The following is a 21598-nucleotide window of genomic DNA, read 5'->3' as shown; positions in this document are numbered from 1 at the left end:
GCACGGAGTTTGGCGGTTGGAAATGTTGCAGCTGATCCCCCATCCGGCGCATCCGCCCTTGCGCGTCGGCGCGATTGCGGCGCGCGTTCTTTCGCTGGATGCCAACTGGTGCGTGCTGCGCTGGAAAGTGGAAGGCGCGGCCGATCTCGTGGTGCCGCCGTTCGCCGGGCGCGCGCGGACTGACGGGCTGTGGCAGACGACCTGTTTCGAGCTGTTCGTGGCACCGGTGCATTACCTCGCCCAGATCCCCGACCCCGCTCATGCTGAGCCGGTCGAAGCATGCGCGCCGATACCAGCAGGCCCAGGCTCGACCGTTTCGCGCATCCTTCGACAGGCTCAGGATGAGCGGCTTCGACAGGCTCAGGATGAGCGGCGGGAAGGTTGGGGGGATGAAGGGGGGGCAACAGGCTACACCGAGTTCAACTTTTCCCCCTCCGAACGCTGGGCCGCCTATGACTTCAACGGCTATCGCACCGGCATGGCGGAGCGCGCGGTGCCGCGCCCGCCGGTGATCACCCCGCGTCGGGGCGGCGATGTGCTGTTCTGCGATGTCGCCATACCCGTCGTCGCGCTGCCGCCGCTGCCCTGGCGGTATGGCCTGACGGCGGTGATCGAGGAGGCGGGCGGGGTGAAATCGTTCTGGGCCGCGGTTCATGCGCAGGACGTGCCCGATTTCCACGATCCGGCTTGCCTGTCTGCCACACTTGCGGCACCGGATGCAGCATGACAGTCCTGTTCGGCATCGACCGCCTGATCGCAGACCCCGCCTTGCGCGCGCCTCTGGTGGGCAAGCGCGTCGCGCTCGTGGCCCATCCCGCCTCGGTGACGCAAGACCTTGTCCATTCGCTCGACGCGCTGGCGGCGATGCCCGAAGTGACGCTGAGCGCTGCGTTCGGCCCGCAGCACGGGCTGAAAGGCGACAAGCAGGACAATATGGTGGAAACCGCCGATTTCCACGATCCCGACCACGGGATTCCGGTGTTCAGCCTCTATGGCGAAGTGCGTCGGCCGAGCGCGGCGATGATCGACCATGCCGACGTGTTTCTGTTCGATCTCCAGGATCTCGGCTGCCGGATCTATACGTTCGTCACCACGCTGCTGTACCTGCTGGAAGCGGTATCGGGCACGGGCAAGGCGGTCTGGGTGCTTGATCGGCCCAACCCCGCCGGGCGCCCCGTCGAAGGGACAACCTTGCGCTCCGGCCATGAAAGCTTTGTCGGCGCGGGGCCGATGCCGATGCGCCACGGGCTGACTCTGGGCGAAATGGGGCGCTGGTTCATCGATCATTTCGGGCTCGATGTCGATTATCGGGTGATCGCGATGGAGGGCTGGGCACCCGAGGCCGGGCCCGGCTTCGGCTGGCCCGAAAGCCGGGTGTGGATCAACCCGTCGCCCAATGCGGCCAGCCTCAACATGGCGCGCGCTTATGCCGGAACGGTCATGCTCGAGGGCGCGACTTTGTCCGAAGGGCGGGGCACCACGCGTCCGCTCGAAGTCCTGTTCGGCGCGCCCGATGTCGCCGCGCGCGATGTCCTGGCGCAGATGCAGCGGCTGGCGCCCGCGTGGCTGGCGGGCTGCGGCTTGCGCGAATGCTGGTTCGAACCGACCTTTCACAAGCATGCGCATCAGGCATGTTCGGCGCTGATGATCCATGCCGAAGGGCCGTTTTACGATCATCGCGCGTTTCGCCCCTGGCGATTGCAGGCACTGGCGTTCAAGGCGATCCGGCAGCTTTACCCCGACTATCCGCTGTGGCGCGATTTTCCCTATGAATATGTGACGGATCGGCTGGCGATCGATGTGATCAACGGGGGCCCGGCCTTGCGCGAATGGGTCGATGATCATGCCGCGCTGCCCGGCGATCTCGACGCGCTGGCCCGGCCCGACGAAGCGGCCTGGAGCGAAGAGACCGCGCGCTATCGCCTCTATTGAGCGGGCAGCGGCCTGCCGCGCCGCACCCGCCGGATGCTGAGCGGCGCGCTTTCGGGCAGGAACAGCATTGCGCCAAGCCCCATGCAGGCGATGCCCATCAGATACCATGCCAGCACCGCCGGATTGCCCGTCCGGTGCAGCAGCCAGGCGAGATTCATCTGGGTCGTTCCGCCCATCGTCGTCACCGGGATCGTATAGACCAGCGCAAACGCCCGCGCGCGCATCCGACGCGGCAGGCTTTCGCTGACGGCGGTAAACGCCGCCGAAAACGGCATCGTGCCAAGGCCTGACAATACCACATTGAGGATCAGAAACGCCGCGATCGTCGGCGCGGCCAGAAACCAGGTAAACAGCGGCATGATCATCACTACAAAGGCCATTTGCGGCCAGATCATCGCCGGTCGCCGCCCCACCTTGTCGCTCAGCCAGCCGCCCAGAATGGCGGTCATCATCCCTGCGCCATTGTTGACCAGATCGCCCGCCATCCCGACCCAGATCGGCAAGTGCAGGGTGTTTTGCGCATACGTCGCCATGTAGAGAAAGATATAGGTCGTGGTCGTGCCCGCGCCGATGATGATCATGCCCAGGATCACCACGCGCCAGAACCCGGTCGGTGTTGCCGTCAATTCCTCCGCCTCGGTCATCGGCGCGTCGTGATGGACCGGGTGATCGGGCAGGCTCGACCGGATCATCAGCGCAAAGGGCAGGATCGTCGTGCCGGCGAGCAGTGCGATGCGCCAGCCGTAGCGCCCCAGTTGATCATCGTTCAGCCACAGACTGAGCAGGAAGGCGACCAGCGCGCCGACCGTAAAGGCGATCATCTGGCTCGAATTCTGCCAGCTTGAGGCCCAGCCGCGCCGCTCGGGCGGCACCGATTCCAGCATGTAGGTGGTCGCCGCGCCGACTTCGCCGCCGAGCGCAAAGCCCTGGCACAGCCGCGCGGCAATCGCGAGGATCGGCGCGGCAATGCCGATCGTTGCATAGCCGGGCGTCAGCGCCAGCGTGATGATGCCGACCCCCATCAGGATCATCGACAGGAACATGCCCGATTTGCGCCCGTGGCGATCGGCATAGCCGCCGATCATCCAGGCGCCGACGGGCCGCGCGACAAAGCCTGCGCCAAACGTGGCGAGCGATCCCATCAGGCTGAGATAGCCGCTGGTCGAAGGGAAAAAGGTGTGGCCGATCTGGATCGCGAAATAGGCGTATGTGACGAAGTCATAGAATTCGAGCGCGTTGCCGCAGGTCGCCGCGAGAATCGCGCGACGGGCAATACGGGGATCATGACCGGCCATTCGGATCCTTTCGCGGATGGGCAGGGGGCATTAATCCGCTGCCGATGCGCCCGGTCAAGCCGTGGGTTCAGCCCTTCTTGCGGGTCAGTTCGCGCATCGCCGCGTCAAGCCCGCCCAGCGTCAGCGGATGCATCGAGCCGCCGACCAGATCGCGGATCATCTTGGTCGATTGCGAATAAGTCCACTGCTTTTCGGGCACGGGGTTGAGCCAGACCGTGGCGGGATAGGTCTGCGCCACGCGGTGCAGCCAGACCGCGCCTGCCTCTTCGTTGAAATGTTCGACCGAGCCGCCCGGATGGGTGATCTCATAGGGGCTCATCGCCGCATCGCCGACGAAGATGATCTTGTAATCATGGCCGAATTTGTGAAGAAGATCCCAGGTATTGGTGCGCTCGGACCAGCGTCGCCGGTTATCTTTCCACACGCCTTCGTAAAGGCAGTTGTGGAAATAATAGAATTCCATGTTCTTGAATTCGGTGGTCGCCGCGCTGAACAGTTCCTCGACCAGCTTGATGAACGGGTCCATCGATCCGCCGACATCGAGAAACAGCAACAGCTTGACCGCGTTGTGCCGTTCGGGCCGCATGCGGATGTCGAGCCAGCCCTGCCGCGCGGTGCCTTCGATCGTGGCGTCGAGATCAAGCTCGTCGGCGGCGCCTTCGCGGGCAAAGCGGCGCAGGCGGCGCAGCGCGACTTTGATATTGCGCGTGCCCAGTTCGCGCGTGTTGTCGAGATTTTGGAACTCGCGCTTTTCCCAGACCTTGATCGCGCGCCCGTGTTTGCTTTCGCCGCCGATGCGCACGCCTTCGGGGTTATAGCCCGAATTGCCAAAGGGACTGGTGCCCCCGGTGCCGACCCACTTGTTGCCGCCCTGATGGCGCTCGTGCTGTTCTTCGAGCCGCTTTTTCAACGTCTCCATGATCTCGTCCCACGATCCCATGGACTTGATCGCGGCCATTTCCTCTTCGGTCAGGAATTTCTCGGCAACGGCTTTCAGCCAGTCTTCGGGCACGTCGACCGGGCGCTGCCCATAATCGGACAGCAGCCCCTTGAACACTTTGTTGAACACCTGATCGAAGCGGTCGAGCAGCCCTTCATCCTTCACGAACGTTGCGCGCGACAAGTAATAGAACGCTTCGGGCGTGCGATCGATCACTTGCTTGTCGAGCGCTTCCAGAAGCACGAGATGCTCCTTGAAACTGGCCGAAATCCCGGCCGCGCGCAGTTCGTCGACGAAATTGAAGAACATCGGGTCAGCCTTTTGGTGCCGGTGCCGGGGGCTGGCGGGCAAAGCGTTCGAGCTTGGGGTCGAACACCGCCCAGGCGGGGGCGTCGTCGGTCCAGATCACCGCTTGCGGGGCAAGGTCGTTCGGCTGATCGATCACGCCGAAGCGCACGGTTTTCAAATGCATCCGTGCCGAGCTTTGGCCATAGACCTGCGTTCCGCACGCGGGGCAGAAATGAAAGGTCAGCGTGTTGCCGCTCGCTGCCGTCCATGTCGCGGCGCCGAGTGCGCCGTCGATCTGCACATCATCGCTTTTGAAAATGGCGTTGTTGGTCGCGCTGCCCGCAGCGATCGTCTGGCATTGCCGACACCAGCACTGGCGCGTGGCCAGCGGCTGGGCGTCGATCCGCAAAGTCACCGCGCCGCACGCGCACCGTCCGCTATAGCTCATTCCCGATCTCCTACCCGTTACGACGCGCCATGAACGCCAGCCGTTCGAACAGCATGATGTCCTGTTCGTTTTTCAGCAAGGCGCCGTGCAGCGGCGGGATCGCCTTGGTCGGATCGCGGTTTTGCAAAACGTCGAGCGGCATGTCCTCGTTGAGCAGCAGCTTGAGCCAGTCGAGCAGTTCCGACGTGCTCGGCTTTTTCTTGAGGCCGGGCACATCGCGCACTTCGTAAAACACTTCCAGGGCTTTGGCGATCAGCGTGCGCTGAATGCCGGGGAAGTGGACATCGATGATCGCCTGCATCGTGTCGCGGTCGGGAAACTTGATATAGTGGAAAAAACACCGGCGCAGGAACGCGTCGGGCAGTTCCTTTTCGTTGTTCGAGGTGATTACCACGATCGGGCGTTCGGCTGCCGTGATCCGCTCTTGCGTCTCGTAGACGTCAAAGCTCATGCGATCGAGTTCCTGTAACAAGTCGTTGGGAAACTCGATGTCGGCCTTGTCGATTTCGTCGATCAGCAGGACGGGCAGTTCGGGCGCGGTAAACGCCTCCCACAGCTTGCCCTTCTTGATGTAATTGCTGATGTCGTGGACGCGTTCATCGCCAAGCTGACCGTCGCGCAGGCGCGCCACCGCGTCGTATTCATACAGGCCCTGTTGCGCCTTGGTGGTCGATTTGACATTCCATTCGATCAGCGGCGCGCCGACTGCTTTGGCAATTTCGTGCGCCAGGACAGTCTTGCCGGTGCCCGGTTCGCCTTTGACCAGCAAGGGCCGACGCAACAGCACGGCCGCATTGACCGCGACTTTCAGATCATCCGTGGCGACGTAGTTGCTGGTGCCTTCGAAACGCATCGACTTGTCCTGACCCATTTAACCAAGTGGTTAAGCCTATCGTCCCCCGACCCGCTCTGCAAGAGCTGTGGCAAAAAGTCGCAGGTGGTAACAGGGGCGAGCAAAATGGTTGCATCCGCACGGGCGGATTGGCAGGGCGTAAAGAAGGGGCCCGCGTTCGGATACGTTTTGACGGGTAATGGAAATTCCGCTGGGCACTGCTGCTGAAGACGAGATCCTGGTTGAATACCGGGCGAGCCGCTATGGCGCGCCGACACGGTCGCGCTATGTCGCGGCTTTGCTGTCGTTGGGCGTCTGCGCGCTGCTGGTGCTCACCCTGCTGTCGATGGCGGCGATAACCGGGCAGGTGCGCACGGCGGCCACCGTGCTGACTGCGCTGAAACTGATGCCCCCGCCGGAAAAGGAAAAGCAGCCCAAGCCGCACCACTCGGCCAAGGCGCCCAATCCGGCGCAACACACGCCGCCTGCGGCAACGATGAAGCCGCCGCCGCACGTGGCCATCAACAATCCCGACAAAGTCGAATGGCCCGAAGGGTTCATTCACACCAGCCACGCCGAAATGGCGATGTCGGACATCAGCAAGATCCATTCCGGCGTGGGGCCGGGCCATGCCGAAGCCTCGGGCGGCGGCGGCCACAGCGCCGGCGACGGCCCCGACGATCTGGGCTTTTACAAGGCGGAATGGTACCGCAAACCGCCCCGTTCGGCGCTCGACAGCTATATGCGCCCGGGTCAGGATACGGGGCGTTGGGCCGAAATCACCTGTCGCATGATCGAAGACTATCACGTCGAAGATTGCCACGAACTCGCCGAAGAACCGAGAGGATCGGGCATGGCGCGCGTGCTGCGCGAAGCCGCCTGGCAATTCCTGGTCCGTCCGCCCCGTCGCAATGGCAAGCCGCTGCTCGGCGAACGCGTGCGCATCCACTACGATTTCACGCATGGCAGGGCGAGCGAGAGCGAGGAATGAGGCGCGGTGGGGCGGCGCGGCCAGATCCGATGTCCCCCGCTGCAATATTCGGCCTATGTTTCTCTCGCTGTGGATGAATTGATTGGCCGGAACCCTGCGTATCCCAGCGAGCGAGGCGCGACCAATTTAAACTCAACAGATTGAAAATACGATAAAATACACATCTCGGTCGTCATTCCCGCGAAGGCGGGAATCCAGTTCCGACGCTGCTGTGAGCCGCGACTTCCGGTTCGGGCCGCAGCGCACCTGGATTCCCGCCTTCGCAGGAATGACGAACAAATAAACAAATATCAGCGCAGGACCGTTGTTACGCGTCGATCAGGTCGGGGTCGATGTCGGCGGCGCGGTTCTGGATGAACATGAAGCGGTGTTCGGGGTTGCGGCCCATCAGGCGGTCGACCAGATCCTTGATCGCGTGGCGCTGTTCGTGCTGTTCGGGCAGGGTCACGCGCAGCAGCGAGCGGCTGGCCGGGCTCATGGTGGTTTCGCGCAATTGCTGCGGGTTCATTTCGCCAAGGCCCTTGAACCGGCCCACGTCGACTTTGCGGCCCTTGAAGACCGTGGCTTCCAGTTCGGCGCGGTGGGCGTCGTCGCGGGCATAGGCGTTGGTCGTGCCCGCAGTCAGGCGGTAGAGCGGCGGCTGGGCGAGATAGAGATGCCCGCGCCGGACCACTTCGGGCATTTCCTGAAAGAAAAAAGTCATCAACAGCGTGGCGATATGCGCGCCGTCGACATCGGCGTCGGTCATGATGACGATCCGGTCATAGCGCAGCGCATCGGGGTTGCAGTCCTTGCGCGTGCCGCAGCCCAGCGCCAGCGACAAGTCGGCGATTTCCTGATTGGCGCGGATCTTGTCGTTGGTGGCCGAGGCGACATTGAGGATCTTGCCGCGGATCGGCAGGATCGCCTGGGTCTTGCGGTCGCGCGCCTGTTTCGCGCTGCCGCCGGCGCTGTCGCCTTCGACGATGAACAGCTCTGTCTCGCCCGAGCCTTCGCCCGAACAATCGGTCAGCTTGCCCGGCAGGCGCAGCTTGCGCGAATTGGTCGCGGTCTTGCGCTTGATTTCCCGCTCCGCCTTGCGGCGCAGGCGTTCGTCCATCCGCTCCATCACCGCGCCGAGCAGGGCTTTGCCGCGATCCACGTTGTCGGTCAGGAAATGGTCGAAATGGTCGCGCACGGCCGCTTCGACCATGCGCGCCGCTTCGGGACTGGTCAGCCGGTCCTTGGTCTGGCTTTGAAACTGCGGATCGCGGATGAACACCGACAGCATGACTTCGCTGCCGGTGATCATGTCTTCGGGCGAGATGTCCTTGGCCTTTTTCTGGCCGATCAGGTCCCCAAAGGCGCGGATGCCCCGTGTCAGCGCGGCGCGCAGCCCCTGTTCATGCGTGCCGCCGTCGGGGGTCGGGATCGTGTTGCAGTAATAGCTGTAGGCGCCGTCGGACCACAGCGGCCAGGCGATCGCCCATTCGACGCGGCCCATTTCCTCGCCTGCCGGGCCATGCGGAAAATCCTGGCTGCCGGCAAAGGGGATCGCGGTGACGCATTCGCGCGTGGCGATCTGTTCGGCAAGATGATCGGCAAGCCCGCCGGGAAACTGAAACGTCGCTTCGGCCGGGACATCGTCGCTGCACAGCGCGGGTGCGCATTTCCAGCGGATTTCGACGCCTGCAAACAGATAGGCCTTTGACCGGGCGAGGCGGAACAGCCGCGCGGGCTTGAACTTTGCATCGGCGCCGAAAATCGTCGTGTCGGGGACGAAAGTGACCGTGGTGCCGCGCCGGTTGGGCGCATTGCCGATCCGTTCGATCGGGCCTTTGGCAAGGCCGCAGGAAAATTCCTGCGCATAGAGTTCCTTGTTGCGCGCGACTTCGACGCGCGTCAGCGTCGACAGTGCATTGACCACCGAAATGCCGACGCCGTGCAGCCCGCCCGAGGTGGCATAAGCCTTGCCCGAAAACTTGCCGCCCGAATGGAGCGTGGTCATGATCACTTCGAGCGCGGATTTGCCCGGATATTTGGGATGTTCGTCGACCGGAATGCCGCGCCCGTTGTCGCTGATCGTCACGCGTCCGGGCGCCCCGGGTTCTTCTTCGAGCGTGATTTCGATGCGATTGGCATGGCCCGCGACGGCTTCGTCCATCGCGTTGTCGAGCACTTCGGCGACAAGGTGATGCAGCGCGCGTTCGTCGGTGCCGCCGATATACATGCCGGGGCGACGCCGGACCGGTTCCAGCCCTTCGAGTACCTCGATCGCGGAACCATCGTAACTTTCCGCAGGAGACGAGGCGGGCTGCTTGTCGAACAGGTCATCGGCCATGGCACCGGCCATAGCGGAACGGGGGATTTGCGCGCAAGGCGGGCAGGGTGCTTATCCCGCCCTTTTTGGTCTCAATTCTGGGGCTGGAAATGTGCGGGCGCCGGGCTGACGGTGGTGAAAGTGCCCGCGCCGACTTCGCGCACTTCCATCGCGCGCTCGGCAATGCCGAATTCGTTGAAGCGGAACACCCCGTCGAGCCCGATGAAGCCCTGCGGATCATAAAGCCGCCCGGTCGGGAATATCGTGCCCGCTTTCCAGTCGCGCGCGACATTGAGCGTCAGCAGCACCGAATCATAGCCGAGCGTGGCAATGCGCGGCGGGTTGGCGGCAAAGCGATTGCGATAGGAAGTTTCGAACTGGCCAAACCGCTTGTCGGAAATCGCCGCAAACCAGCTTCCGCGCAGCGAGGCACTGCGCGCAACCGTGCCTTCGCCCGCCCACAATTCGGTGCCGAGCAGGCGCATGCCGTTCGCAAACGGCGCGGCAAAGGCCGCGATGCGCGCGCCGTCGGCGATCAGGATGGCATCGACCTGGCCCTTGGCCTTGACCCGGCGCACCGCGCTGCCGACCGAAGTGTTGGTGCGCTCATACGTCTCGATGTCGGTCACCCGCACATTGGCGGTCCGCGCCGCGCCGGAAAGGGCGGCCGCCACGCGCTGACCATAGACGCCCGTCGGGATGATCGCGCCGACGGCGGTCACGCCATGCGCGCGGGCATAGCCGATTACGCGCGCGACCGATTGCCCCGGCACCTGGCCAAACACGAAGACATCGCGCGCGGCGGTATCTGCATCGTTGGAATAGGTGATCATCGGAACATGGGCGGGGCGGGCGACGGCGGCGACGGCGGTCACGTCCTCGGCGGTCAAGGGCCCGAGAATCAGTCGGGCGCCATCGGCGATCGCCTTGCTCGCGGCGATTCCGGCGCCATTGGCAGTGTCATACGTCGTGATGCGAAGATTTTGCGCATTGGTATCGAGCAGCGCCATCGTCGTTGCATTGGCAATCGCCTGGCCGATCGCGGCATTGCTGCCGGTCATCGGCACCAACAGCGCGATGCGGTGACGATCGGTATCGCTGGGCAGGACATTGGCCTGGGGCGTGGTTTCTGCGGGCTTTTGTGCTGGCGCCTGAACGGTCGGCTTGGGCACGACGGCGCAGCCCGCCAGCAGCGAGAGCCCCGCCAGAACCACGGTGCGCCGCATGAACTGCCCCCGCGCCGACCCATGTGCGCCGGTATGCGCTGCACTGCCTTGGCTGATCATCGCTTGCCTCGTTCCCCTGAGCCGGTCCATGTGGGCCGATGGACACTCTTTCTCTTGATCCCGGGCTCTATATCGTCGCGACCCCGATTGGCAATCTTGGCGACATGACCCGGCGCGCCATCGACGTACTCGGCGCGGTGTCGGTCATAGCCTGCGAAGACACGCGCGTCACCGGCAAGCTGATGGCGCATCTGGGTATTCGCAAACCTCTGCGTCGCTATGACGATCATGCCGACGCGGCGGCGCGCGATGCGCTGATCCAGCTGATGCGCGAGGAAGCGGTGGCGCTGGTATCGGACGCGGGGACGCCGCTGATTTCCGATCCGGGCTATCGTCTGGTCCGCGCGGCGCAGGCCGAGGGCATTGCCGTAACCAGTCTGCCGGGGCCGAGCGCGTTGATCACCGCGCTGACGCTGTCGGGGTTGCCGACCGATCGCTTTCTGTTTGGCGGGTTTCTTCCGGGCAAGGACAAGGCGCGCGGCGATGTCCTGCGCGAGCTGGCGGCGATTCCGGCGACCTTGGTGTTCTATGATACCGGGCCGCGGCTTGCCGAGACGCTCGATGCCATGGCCGAGCTTTTGCCAAGGCGCGAGATCGCGGTGGCGCGCGAATTGACCAAGCTGTTCGAGGAATGCCGCCGTGGCAGCGCCGCAGAGCTTGCCGCGCATTATCACGAACATCCGCCCCGGGGCGAAATCGTCGTGCTGGCGGGCCCCCCGAGCGAGGCGCCCGCGCCCGATGCCGCAGCGGTCGATGCCGCCCTGCGCGAGGCGTTGGCGCGGCTGCCGATTTCGCAGGCGGCCAAGGATGTCGCCCGGTCCACCGGGCTTGATCGCAAAGTCCTCTATGTCCGCGCGCTGGCGCTTCAGTCCGAGGCGCCATGAGCGGCAAGCGCCGGGCTGCGCGCGACGGACAGCGCGGCGAATGGCTCGCCGCGCTCTATCTCATGGCCAAAGGCTGGCGCATCGTCGCGCGGCAACAGCGGATCGGCCATGGGCGCGGCGTGGGTGAAGTCGACATCGTCGCGCGGCGCGGGCGCGTGCTCGCCTTTGTCGAAGTGAAATGGCGGCGCAAGGCGCAGGCGCTCGATGAGGCGATCGACGAACGCCGCCTGCGCCGCGTCGCGCGCGTGGCCGAGGCTCTGGCGCCCCGGCTGGCGCGGCCTGCCGATGCAGTGCGGATCGACGTGATATTGCTTGCGCCGTGGCACTGGCCGCGCCACATCACGCACGTCTGGCAGCCGTAAAGCGGGCTGTCTCCACACAGGAATTGTCGCACTATGCCGGTACGCGTCGCGGTCCAGATGGACCCCATTGCCACGATCAACATCGCCGGGGATTCGTCGTTTCACCTGATGCTGTCGGCGCAGGCGCGCGGGCACGAATTGTGGTATTATGACGTCAAGTCGCTGGGGTGGGAAGCCGGGCGCGTCACTGCAGAGGCGGCGCCGGTCAGCGTGCAGCGCGTCGCGGGCGATCACTATACGCTTGGCGAAGTGCGCAAGATCGACCTCGGGCGCGACATCGATGTGATCCTGATGCGTCAGGATCCGCCGTTCGACCTCGGCTATATCACCGCGACGCACTTGCTCGAACGGCTCGAAGGCGAAACGCTGGTGGTCAATGACCCGCGTTCGGTCCGCAATGCGCCTGAAAAAGTCTATGTGCTCGATTATGCGAAGTACATGCCGCCGACGCTGATCACGCGTTCGGCGGTCGATGTGCGCGCGTTTCAGCGCAAATGCGCCAAGGACGGTCAGGATACGTGCGCGGTGGTGGTCAAACCGCTCCACGGCAATGGCGGCAAGGCGGTGTTTCGCATCGAGGCCGACGGCAGCAATCTTTCGGCGCTGACCGAACTGTTTGGCCAGGTCTGGCCCGAACCGTTCATGGTCCAGCCCTTTCTTCCCGAAGTCGCCGAGGGCGACAAGCGCATCGTGCTGGTCGACGGCGAAGTGCTCGGCGCGATCAACCGCAAGCCGGGCGAGGGCGAATTCCGTTCCAACCTCGCCGTCGGCGGCTATGCCGAAAAGAGCGTGTTGACCGAGCGCGAGGCGGAAATTTGCGCGGCAATGGGCCCCGATCTGAAAGCGCGCGGGCTGGTGTTTGTCGGCATCGACGTGATCGGCGGAAAATGGCTGACCGAAATCAACGTGACATCGCCGACCGGTATCGTCGCCATCGAAAATTTTGACGGCACCGACACCGGCGGCGCGATCTGGGATGCGATCGAGCGGCGCCTGAAGGCATAAGAGGGGCCGGTGGGGCGAGAGGAGCAGGCGGGATGAGCAGCGAAGACGACGGTTTGCGTACCGACCGCCGCGATTTTCTGGGCGGGCTGGCGCTCGGGCTGGGCGCGGCGCTGGCTGGGGGCATTGAGGCGGCTGAGGCGTCCCCTGTGGATAAGTCCGGGGGTAAAGCTGTGGATGCGGCGCTGCGGCACCACATCGACACGATCGTCGTGATCTTTGCCGAAAACCGCAGCTTCAATTGCCTGTTTGCCGATTTTCCGGGGCTGGCCGAGCCCTTGTCGGCGGTATCGCCCGACCGTGCGGCGCAGCGCGACCGCGATGGCAGCGTGCTGCCGCATTTGCCGCCGGTGTGGGACGGCATGGTCCCGGTCGAACAAGTCGTCGAACACCGCGCGCACAAGATCGGGCAGGACGATCTGCCGCGTCTGGCCAATGCCCCCTTTGCGCTCAGCACGCCCGAAGGCGATCCGCTGCCGACCGGACTGGTGACGCGCGATCTGGTCCATCAGTTCTATGAAAACCAGTTGCAGATCAACGGCGGACGCAACGACCATTTCGTCGCCTGGGGCGATAGCGGCGCGCTGGTCATGGGCCATTACGCGCAGACCCGGCGCGATCTTCGCCTGTGGCAGCTCGCGCGTGAATTCACGCTGTGCGACCGGTTTTTCATGGGTGCGTTCGGCGGTTCGTTCCTCAATCACCAATACCTCGTCGCCGCGCAGCCGCCGCTCTATCCCGGCGCCGATACCAGCATCGCCAGAGACATGATCGCCGAGCTGGAAGACGGCCCCGGCGGGATCCGGTTGAAGCGCAAGGCGGACTGCAAGGCGAGCGCGCTCGACGGACCCGCTCTGTTCGTCAAAAGCCAGATTGCCCCGCCTGCGCCCGGCTATCCCCAATTTCACGCGGTCAATACGATGTTGCCACCGTTTCTGCCTTCGCCCTGGCCCGATACGGCCAAGGCGGGCTGGGCCGATGCGACCAGGCCGATCGTGCTGGTGCCGCAGCATCACGAAACGATCGGCAGCAAGCTCGACAAGGCGGGCGTCGAATGGGCGTGGTATGCCGGGGGCTGGGCCATCGCGCTGGCGGGCGCGGCGGGCGACGGGCAATATCCGCCGTCACCCAATTTTCAGTTCCACCACCAGCCGTTCAACTATTTCGCCGCGTTCGGCCCCGGCAGCGCGGCCCGCGACAAGCGGTTGCGCGATGGCGGGCTGGGCGACACCGCGCGCACCAATCGCCTGATCGCCGATGCCGAAGCGGGGCGCCTGCCTCCGGTCACGTTTTACAAGCCGCAGGGCAATCTCAACATGCATGCGGGCTATTCCGACATCGATTCGGGCGACCGGCATATCGCCGCCGTGATCGACGCCTTGCGCGCGAGCCCGCAGTGGGACCGCATGGCGATCGTCGTTACGTTCGATGAAAACGGCGGCTGGTGGGACCATGTCGCCCCGCCAAAGGGCGACCGCTGGGGGCCGGGGACACGCATTCCGGCGCTGGTGATCAGCCCGCACGCGAAAAAGGGCCATGTCGATCATACGACCTATGACACCGGATCGGTGCTGCGCCTGATCACGCGCCGGTTCGGGCTGGAAAAGCTCGATGGGCTGGTTCTGCGCGAACGGGCGATGGCCGAAGCGGGCGGGCCGCCGCCGGGCGATCTGACCGAGGCGCTGGACCTGGTGTGATGTATGAAAGCCGGCCTTTGCGCGGCTTGCGCACGTCCAATGGGACGGGGTTCCGCTTTTCAAAAAACACCCGCTCGTCCTGAGCTTGTCGAAGGACGCGCGCCGAGGCCGGCCCGGCGCACTTGCCATATCTTCTGAACCAACTGTCGCGCGCGTCCTTCGACAGCCCAGGACGAGCGGACATATCAACGAAAATATATGTGAATCAAAGCCCCCCCACGGGAAGGCTTTGGATCTCAGTCCGTCGGTTTTTCGTCGGCCAGCCATTGTTCGAGATACTTGATCGAATAATCGCCGCTGAGGAACACGGGATCTTCGAGCAGGCGCTGATGCAGGGGGATCGAGGTTTTTACGCCTTCGATGACCATTTCCTGCAAGGCGCGTTTCAGCCGCATGATGCAGCCTTCGCGCGTGCGGCCATAGACGATCAGCTTGGCGATCATCGAATCGTAATAGGGCGGGATGCGATACCCGGCATAGAGCCCGGAATCGACGCGCACATGCATGCCGCCCGCCGCGTGATAGGCCGTGACCAACCCCGGCGACGGGGTGAAGTTGAACGGGTCTTCGGCGTTGATGCGGCATTCGATGGCATGGCCGCTGAACACGATTTCATCCTGCGTGACCGACAGCGGGCGGCCGTCGGCGATGCGGATCTGTTCGCGCACGAGGTCGACGCCGGTGATCGCTTCGGTCACCGGATGTTCGACTTGCAGCCGGGTGTTCATCTCGATGAAGTAGAATTCGCCGTTTTCCCAAAGGAATTCGATCGTGCCGGCGCCGCGATAGCCCATGTCGGCCATCGCCTTGGCGACAATGCCGCCCATGCGATCGCGTTCCTCGGGGGAAATGACCGGCGAGGGCGCTTCTTCGAGCACTTTCTGGTGGCGGCGCTGCAACGAACAGTCACGCTCGCCGAGGTGAATCGCCTTGCCGTTGCCGTCGCCGAAAATCTGGAATTCGATGTGGCGCGGGTTCCCGAGATACTTTTCGAGATAGACCGTGGCATCGCCAAACGCGGCTTTGGCCTCGTTGCCCGCCGCTTGCATCAACTGTTCAAGCTCGTCTGGGCCATTGCACACTTTCATGCCGCGCCCGCCGCCGCCCGAAGCCGCCTTGATGATCACCGGATAGCCGATTTCTTCGGCAATGCGCGCCGCTTCGACCGGATCGTCGATCGCGCCGTCAGAGCCCGGCACCAGCGGCAGGCCGAGCTTGCCCGCCGTGCGCTTGGCTTCGACTTTGTCGCCCATGGTGCGGATATGTTCGGGCTTGGGCCCGATCCAGGTGATCCCGTGCGCTTCGACGATTTCGGCAAACTTGGCGTTTTCCGACAGGAAGCCATAGCCGGGGTGTATAGCGTCGGCCTGGGTGATTTCCGCCGCCGAAATGATCGCCGCAATGTTGAGATAGCTGTCCTTGGCAGCCGGCGGCCCGATGCACACGGCATGGTCGGCCAGACGGACATGCATGGCATCGGCATCGGCGGTGGAATGCACCGCGACCGTCTCGATCCCCATTTCACGCGCGGCGCGATGGATGCGCAGCGCAATTTCGCCGCGATTGGCGATAAGCAGGCGCTTGATGGCCATCGGCTCGTGTCCTGTTTCTATGACGCTCAGGCGATCACGACCAGCGGCTGGTCATATTCGACCGGCTGGGCATTCTCGACGAGGATCGCCTTGACCGTGCCGGAAGAAGGCGCCGTGATTGCGTTCATGACTTTCATCGCCTCCACGATCAGCAGGGTATCGCCCGCTTTCACGCTCTGGCCGACGCTCATGTAGTTCGCCGCGCCCGGTTCGGGCGAGAGATAGGCGGTGCCGACCATCGGCGAGCGGACCGTGCCGGCCTGCTCTGCCGCCGGGGCGGCGGCGACAGGCGCTGCCGCAGGGGCCGCTGCCGCCGCAACCGGCGCGGCGTATGTGGCGGCCACCGGTGCCGCGCTCAGCGTCCGCGCGACGCGGATCTTGCGCGTGCCGTCTTCGACTTCGATTTCGCTGAGGCCGGTTGCGCTCAGCAATTCGGCCAGTTCGCGCACGAGTGCGCTGTCGATGGCCATGGTGTCCGGGGTTTTACCGGTGTTCGCGCCGCGGTCTTGCGCCATGTGTCGTTGTCCTCGCGGGGATGAAAGCTTCTGTGTAGCGCCGCGCCATGCCCGCGCCGCGCGCGGCTGGCAAGAGGCTTGTATACGCGGCCCGATGCCAATCCCCAGTTTTAAAGCTTCGCGACGGCTTCCAGCGCGACCACATAGCTGTTGGCGCCAAATCCGGCGACCGTGCCCAGTGCGGCCATGCCGACAAAGGACTGGTGGCGGAACGCCTCGCGTTTGTGGGGATTTGACAGGTGCACTTCGATGACCGGGGTGCGGATCGCCTTGATCGCATCGTGCAGCGCGACGCTGGTATGGGTATAGGCCCCGGCGTTCAGCAGGACCGCGCGCGCGCCCTCCGCTTGCGCTTCGTGAAGCCAGTCGATGAGGTGACCTTCGTGGTTCGACTGGCGCATGTCGATTTCCAGCCCCAGTTCTTGCGCACGGTCTTCGAGCATGCCGGCAATGTCGTCGAGCGTGTCATCGCCGTAGATTTCCGGCTCGCGCATGCCGAGCAAGTTGAGATTGGGGCCGTTGAGAACATAGACGAGCGGAGACAGGACTGGCTGAGACATGACGGGCTGAGACAGGACGGGCTGAGACATGGCGGCACAATTTCCGTTGGTTGGCGGATTGGCCAGCGTGATAGACCGGCGGCGCGAAAGCGCAAGCGTGTGCCGTTATTGGTCGGGATTGGCGGGCATTGCCGGGGCCGGATCGATCGGCGCGGTATCCATGGCGGGCTGGCCATATTCGGTATCGGCGCCCTGGGCGATGTCGGGCTGGGCGGCGGGCGGCTGGTTCTGGACCGGTTCCTGCGCGTGCTGGTTGGCGAGCGTTTCGGCGCTTTTGGCCCGCTTTTCGGCGGCATCGGCGCGCGCTTCGGCGGCGGTCAGGCGCTGTTGCAGATCGGCGGCGCTGTCCGACGGGCCTTGCGAACACCCTGCCACCAGCATCGCGGGGGCAAGCAGCAGCGCGGCAAGCGAGGCTTTGGTCAGGCGAAGAGAGCGGGTCAGGTCCATGGCAGGCTTCGTCATACCCGCAAAAGGTTACCCGATGCTCACCGGCCCGGGTCATGGACAGGCGCGCGCTCGTCCTGTGGGCGCCGCCCGGTCATGCGCAGATAAAAGCGCGAGAAATACGACGGGTCGGCAAACCCCAGTTCGGCCGCGACCGCGCTGGCACTGGCGCCGGTATAGCGCAACAGCCGTTGCGCTTCGAGCGCGAGGCGCCGGTTGATCAGCATTTGCGGGCTGTGTCCGAGATGGCGCTGCGACAGCCGGGTCAGTGTGCGCACGGTGGTGCCGATCGAGCGCGCATAGAAATCGAGCGGGCGGTGTTCGGCAAGATGCGTTTCGACCAGATGGCGAAACACCGCCAGCCGTCGATCGCCGGATTCGGCGAGACCGGCATCGGCGACCAGCGTCCGCAGCAGCGCTTCGGCCAGCGAGTCGAACAACGCATCGTTGATCCCGCTGCTTTCCCAGCCGTTTTCGCCCAGCGCGATCAGTTCGTCGGCCAATCGTGCGGCGCGCGCGGCCGTCGTCGGGCCGAGCTGCCCATGCCCGCCGCGCGACAGCAGCGCGGCCATGGCATCGCCCGGCGCCGCTTCGTCGGCCAGCCATCGGGCGCGGCGCGCAAATTCCTGGCCGAGCGTCAGGACATGGCCCGCCGTATCGGGCGCAAAGCGGAACCCATGCACCACGCCGGTCGGAACGATGATGAAGGCCGGGCCGTGAAGCGCGAACGGCGTGCCGTCGAGCGTGACTTCGGCAGGCCCGGCATGCACCAGCAACAATTGCACCGCGCGGTCGTGACGATGCGGCGCGATGGCCCAATCATGCAGTGCACTGCGCGCCGCGATCGTTTCGATATGGGCAAAACCCGCCGGGCTGAGCCAGTCATCCTCACCATAGAGAGCAAATGTCGGGATGGTTGGGGCGGGCATCGCGCATTGTCCTGAAAGTACCAGCAATCTGACCGTGCCATCCCTTCACGCAGCGCACGCTGCCGTCAATAGCGGGCGATAACGACCGGTCGCGTGCGGCCTGAAAGGTCTTGGGGAGAAATGACATGAAAACCGATGTCGCCATCATTGGCGCCGGACCTGCGGGCCTGCTTCTGGGGCATCTGCTGCGCGCCGAAGGGATTGCCTGCGTCGTGCTGGAGCGCCAGACCGGCGACTATGTGCTGTCGCGCATCCGCGCCGGGGTGCTCGAACGGGTAACGGTCGGTCTGATGGAACGGCTCGGCCTCGATGCGCGGATGAAGGCCGAAGGCTTGCCGCACGGCGGGTTCAACCTTGCCGATGGCGAGCGCCTGATCCGCATCGATGTGGCGGGGCTGACCGGCGACAGCGTGATGGTCTATGGCCAGACCGAATTGACCCGCGACCTGATGGACGCCGCCGAACCGCGCGGTCTGGAGGTGATCTACGAAGCCGGCGATGTCGCGCTGCACGCCATCGACAGCGACTCGCCCTATGTGACTTATAGCAAGGACGGCGTTGCGGCGCGGATCGATGCGCGGATCGTGGTCGGTTGCGACGGGTTCCATGGCCCGAGCAGGCGGGCGATTCCGGCCAGCGTCGGCCAGGTCTTCGAACGCGTCTATCCGTTCGGCTGGCTCGGCATTCTCGCCGATGTGCCGCCGTGCAACCATGAGCTGATCTACGCCAACCACGAACGCGGTTTTGCGCTCGCCTCGATGCGCAGCCCGACGCGCAGCCGCTATTACATCGACGTGCCGCTGACCGAAAAGGTCGAAGACTGGTCCGACGATCGCATCTGGGACGAACTCGCGGTGCGGCTGGGCCCCGAGGCGGCGGCACAGATCACGCGCGGCCCCTCGATCGAAAAATCGATCGCGCCCTTGCGCAGCTTTGTCTTCGAACCGATGCGCCATGGCAGCCTGCTGCTCTGCGGCGATTCTGCGCACATCGTCCCCCCGACCGGTGCCAAGGGGCTCAACCTTGCGGCGAGCGATGTTCATTACGCTGTCGAAGCGCTGGTTGCGTTTTTCCGCCACGGCGATGCCGACGCGGTGGCGGGCTATTCGGCCAAGGCGCTGGCGCGGGTATGGAAAAGCGAACGCTTCAGCTGGTCGCTGACCAAATTGATGCACCGCTTCCCCGAAGACGGCCCGTTCGAGCGCCGCATGCAAGTCGCCGAGCTGGACTACATTGCCTCAAGCGAAGCAGCGCAACGCGTCATTGCGGAAAATTACGTCGGGTTGCCGGTTTGAAGGTGATTTTCAAGTAATGCGGAGATTTATTGAAAGCCATTCACTCGCCAAAATGAATGGGCGGGCCAAAATGAATGGGCGGGACATAATCCCGCCCATCTGCTTCTGGAAGGGGGCTTTTTTGATCAGGACCAGCCGTCTTGCGCTTCGAGCTGGGCGGCGAGTTCGCCGATGACGCGGTAGCAGTCGAGCACGCCCGCCAGCGAGCTGTTGGGTTGGCGGCCCTCGCGGATTGCGGCGATGAATTCGCGGTCCTGCAATTCGATACCGTTCATGCTGACATCGACTTTCGACACATCGATCTGCGCATCGCGACCATCGAACAAGTCATCATAGCGGGCGATATAGGTGCCGGTGTCGCCGATATAGCGGAAGAACGTGCCGAGCGGGCCATCGTTGTTGAACGACAAGGACAGCGTGCACAGCGCGCCGGTTTCGGCTTTCAACTGGATCGACATGTCCATCGCGATGCCCAATTCGGGGTGCCTGGGCCCCTGGAGCACATTGGCGGCGACGATCTTGCCCGATTGATAGGCAAACAGGTCGATCGTGTGCGCGGCGTGGTGCCACAGCAGATGGTCGGTCCAGCTGCGCGCTTCGCCTTTGGCATTGATGTTCTTGCGGCGGAAGAAATAGGTCTGCACGTCGAGCTGTTGCAGCGCGAGATCGCCCGCAACGATGCGCTTGTGCACCCATTGGTGCGACGGATTGAAGCGGCGGGTGTGGCCGACCATCGCGACGAGGCCGGTTTCCTGTTGCTTGGCCATCACGGCTTGCGCATCGGCCCAGCTGTCGGACAAGGGGATTTCGACCTGAACGTGCTTGCCCGCTTCGAGGCAGGCGATGGTCTGTTGCGCGTGCATCTGCGTCGGGGTGCACAAGATCACGGCGTCGACATCGTCGCGGGCAAGCGCATCGGCCAATTCGGTCGAGCTGTGCTTCGCGCCGTATTTGGCGGCGACGGCGGCGGCCTGTTCGCCGGTGCGGCTGATGATCGAGACGATCTCGACGCCTGCGATGTTTTTCAGGCCGTCGAGATGCTTTTCACCGAAAGCGCCTGCGCCGGCCAGCGCAATTCTGACAGGGGCGTTGGACATGGGTCCGTAATCCTTGGAAAAAAAGACCGGGCGCGGGTGTTTGGCCCGCGCCCGGCAGGGTGGAAGTCAGTCTGCCGGTTCGAGCACGATATGCCCGATCGCGGTGTTGGAGCAGGGGATATGGTAATGCCGGTGCAGCAGGCGGGTCTTGTGCCCCAGCGCGCCGCGCATGATCAGCCACATGACCATTTCGATCCCTTCGCTGCCGGTTTCGCGCAAGTATTCGATATGCGGAATCCAGCGCGCGGCGTCGCTGTCGCCGATCAGCAAGTCGAGGAACTTGTTGTCCCATTCGCGGTTGAGCAGCCCGGCGCGGGGGCCCTGCAACTGATGGCTCATGCCGCCGGTGCCCCAGATCTGCACGTTGAGATCTTCGGGAAAGCTTTCGACCGCGCGCTTGATCGCCTCGCCCAGCGACCAGCAGCGATTGCCCGACGGGACCGGGTAGGTCACGACATTGACCGCCAGCGGCACGACTTTGACCGGCCATTTTTCCGGCGTGCCGAACATCATCGACAAAGGCACGGTCAGGCCGTGATCGACGTCCATCTCGTTGATGATGGTCATGTCGAAATCATCGAGGATCAGGCTTTGCGCGATGTGCCAGGCCAGATCGGCATGGCCTTCGACATCGGGCACGGGGCGCGGGCCCCAGCCTTCGTCGGCGGGCTTGTAGCGTTCGGCACAACCGATCGCGAACGTCGGCACGATCTTCATGTCGAACGCCGAGGCATGGTCGTTATAGACCAGCACGATCACGTCGGGCTTTTCCTTTGCCTCCCATTCGCGGGTCCAGTCGTATCCGGCAAAGATCGGCCCGAAGTAATCGTCGCGCGTCTTGCCCTGATCGACCGCGACGCCGAGCAGGGGGACGTGGCTCGATCCCACGCCTGCGGTAATGCGCGCCATC

The 21598-nt window shown here is 64.2% G+C and carries 21 protein-coding genes; 8 read left to right on the top strand and 13 right to left on the bottom strand.

All coding sequences use genetic code 11. The annotated features are described in order from the left end of the window. Nucleotides 1–22 precede the first annotated feature (22 nt). Both AQZ50_RS20885 and AQZ50_RS04925 read left to right on the top strand, forming a co-directional pair. Complete coding sequence (locus tag AQZ50_RS20885) at nt 23–727, top strand: DOMON-like domain-containing protein (RefSeq protein ID WP_067743887.1); 705 nt, start codon at nt 23–25, stop codon at nt 725–727. Further along, a complete protein-coding gene (locus tag AQZ50_RS04925; protein ID WP_067743350.1) occupies nt 724–1932 on the top strand; it encodes an exo-beta-N-acetylmuramidase NamZ family protein in 1209 nt (402 codons plus the stop codon). Before AQZ50_RS20885 ends, AQZ50_RS04925 begins: the two co-directional genes overlap by 4 nt. Here AQZ50_RS04925 and AQZ50_RS04920 read toward each other — a convergent pair. The 4 genes from AQZ50_RS04920 to AQZ50_RS04905 form a co-directional block, all read right to left on the bottom strand. Continuing rightward, nucleotides 1926–3227 carry an MFS transporter gene (locus AQZ50_RS04920; RefSeq protein WP_067743347.1) on the bottom strand — a complete coding sequence of 434 codons (1302 nt, stop codon included), beginning with the start codon at nt 3225–3227 and terminating at the stop codon, nt 1926–1928. The genes AQZ50_RS04925 and AQZ50_RS04920 overlap by 7 nt on opposite strands. A gap of 67 nt (nt 3228–3294) precedes the next feature. Beyond that, a complete protein-coding gene (locus AQZ50_RS04915; protein WP_067743344.1) occupies nt 3295–4476 on the bottom strand; it encodes a vWA domain-containing protein in 1182 nt (393 codons plus the stop codon). A 4-nt stretch (nt 4477–4480) separates the two neighbouring features. Next, nucleotides 4481–4903 carry a GFA family protein gene (locus AQZ50_RS04910; protein WP_067743341.1) on the bottom strand — a complete coding sequence of 141 codons (423 nt, stop codon included), beginning with the start codon at nt 4901–4903 and terminating at the stop codon, nt 4481–4483. A gap of 10 nt (nt 4904–4913) precedes the next feature. After that, nucleotides 4914–5756, bottom strand: coding sequence for an AAA family ATPase (locus AQZ50_RS04905; protein ID WP_067743884.1), 843 nt, complete (start codon nt 5754–5756; stop codon nt 4914–4916). Between the two features lie 178 nt (nt 5757–5934). On the opposite strand from AQZ50_RS04905, the gene AQZ50_RS04900 reads away from it, so the two are divergent. After that, nucleotides 5935–6726 (top strand): hypothetical protein, encoded by a 792-nt coding sequence (locus AQZ50_RS04900; RefSeq protein ID WP_067743338.1) that lies wholly within the window; start codon nt 5935–5937, stop codon nt 6724–6726. 307 nt (nt 6727–7033) lie between these two features. On the opposite strand, the gene AQZ50_RS04895 is transcribed toward AQZ50_RS04900, so the two are convergent. Then, a complete protein-coding gene (locus tag AQZ50_RS04895) occupies nt 7034–9046 on the bottom strand; it encodes a DNA topoisomerase IV subunit B (protein ID WP_067743881.1) in 2013 nt (670 codons plus the stop codon). A 71-nt stretch (nt 9047–9117) separates the two neighbouring features. After that, nucleotides 9118–10311: a penicillin-binding protein activator gene (locus AQZ50_RS04890; RefSeq protein WP_369801383.1), complete on the bottom strand. Its 1194-nt coding sequence runs from the start codon at nt 10309–10311 to the stop codon at nt 9118–9120. 38 nt (nt 10312–10349) lie between these two features. Here AQZ50_RS04890 and rsmI point away from each other — a divergent pair, with 38 nt between their 5' ends. From rsmI to acpA, 4 genes are read left to right on the top strand one after another with little or no spacing between them, the layout of a single operon-like run. Then, nucleotides 10350–11195, top strand: coding sequence for a 16S rRNA (cytidine(1402)-2'-O)-methyltransferase (gene rsmI, locus AQZ50_RS04885; RefSeq protein ID WP_067743335.1), 846 nt, complete (start codon nt 10350–10352; stop codon nt 11193–11195). Continuing rightward, a complete protein-coding gene (locus tag AQZ50_RS04880) occupies nt 11192–11557 on the top strand; it encodes a YraN family protein (protein WP_067743332.1) in 366 nt (121 codons plus the stop codon). Before rsmI ends, AQZ50_RS04880 begins: the two co-directional genes overlap by 4 nt. 33 nt (nt 11558–11590) lie before the next feature. Continuing rightward, a complete protein-coding gene (gshB, locus tag AQZ50_RS04875; RefSeq protein WP_067743329.1) occupies nt 11591–12562 on the top strand; it encodes a glutathione synthase in 972 nt (323 codons plus the stop codon). A gap of 32 nt (nt 12563–12594) precedes the next feature. Next, nucleotides 12595–14256: an acid phosphatase gene (gene acpA / locus AQZ50_RS04870; protein WP_067743326.1), complete on the top strand. Its 1662-nt coding sequence runs from the start codon at nt 12595–12597 to the stop codon at nt 14254–14256. Between the two features lie 236 nt (nt 14257–14492). Here acpA and accC read toward each other — a convergent pair whose 3' ends face one another. From accC to AQZ50_RS04845, 5 genes are all read right to left on the bottom strand, one after another. Next, complete coding sequence (gene accC, locus AQZ50_RS04865) at nt 14493–15848, bottom strand: acetyl-CoA carboxylase biotin carboxylase subunit (RefSeq protein WP_067743323.1); 1356 nt, start codon at nt 15846–15848, stop codon at nt 14493–14495. Between the two features lie 26 nt (nt 15849–15874). Then, a complete protein-coding gene (accB, locus tag AQZ50_RS04860) occupies nt 15875–16363 on the bottom strand; it encodes an acetyl-CoA carboxylase biotin carboxyl carrier protein (protein WP_067743320.1) in 489 nt (162 codons plus the stop codon). 110 nt (nt 16364–16473) lie between these two features. Beyond that, nucleotides 16474–16953, bottom strand: coding sequence for a type II 3-dehydroquinate dehydratase (gene aroQ, locus AQZ50_RS04855; protein WP_369801382.1), 480 nt, complete (start codon nt 16951–16953; stop codon nt 16474–16476). 75 nt (nt 16954–17028) lie between these two features. After that, nucleotides 17029–17370 (bottom strand): hypothetical protein, encoded by a 342-nt coding sequence (locus tag AQZ50_RS04850; RefSeq protein WP_067743316.1) that lies wholly within the window; start codon nt 17368–17370, stop codon nt 17029–17031. A gap of 38 nt (nt 17371–17408) precedes the next feature. After that, nucleotides 17409–18296 carry a helix-turn-helix domain-containing protein gene (locus AQZ50_RS04845; protein ID WP_067743313.1) on the bottom strand — a complete coding sequence of 296 codons (888 nt, stop codon included), beginning with the start codon at nt 18294–18296 and terminating at the stop codon, nt 17409–17411. 125 nt (nt 18297–18421) lie between these two features. Here AQZ50_RS04845 and pobA point away from each other — a divergent pair, with 125 nt between their 5' ends. After that, nucleotides 18422–19591, top strand: coding sequence for a 4-hydroxybenzoate 3-monooxygenase (gene pobA, locus AQZ50_RS04840; RefSeq protein WP_067743311.1), 1170 nt, complete (start codon nt 18422–18424; stop codon nt 19589–19591). Nucleotides 19592–19716: 125 nt separating this feature from the next. Here pobA and AQZ50_RS04835 read toward each other — a convergent pair whose 3' ends face one another. After that, nucleotides 19717–20688, bottom strand: coding sequence for a Gfo/Idh/MocA family oxidoreductase (locus AQZ50_RS04835; protein WP_067743308.1), 972 nt, complete (start codon nt 20686–20688; stop codon nt 19717–19719). A 66-nt stretch (nt 20689–20754) separates the two neighbouring features. Next, the gene (locus AQZ50_RS04830; protein ID WP_067743305.1) at nt 20755–21597 is read right to left on the bottom strand and encodes a class III extradiol dioxygenase subunit beta; all 843 of its coding nucleotides are present in this window, start codon (nt 21595–21597) and stop codon (nt 20755–20757) included. Nucleotide 21598: the final 1 nt, after the last annotated feature.

It is taken from the genome of Novosphingobium sp. Fuku2-ISO-50 (assembly GCF_001519055.1).
Classification (GTDB): Bacteria; Pseudomonadota; Alphaproteobacteria; order Sphingomonadales; family Sphingomonadaceae; genus Novosphingobium.
This window is presented reverse-complemented; position numbering and strand designations above follow the sequence as displayed.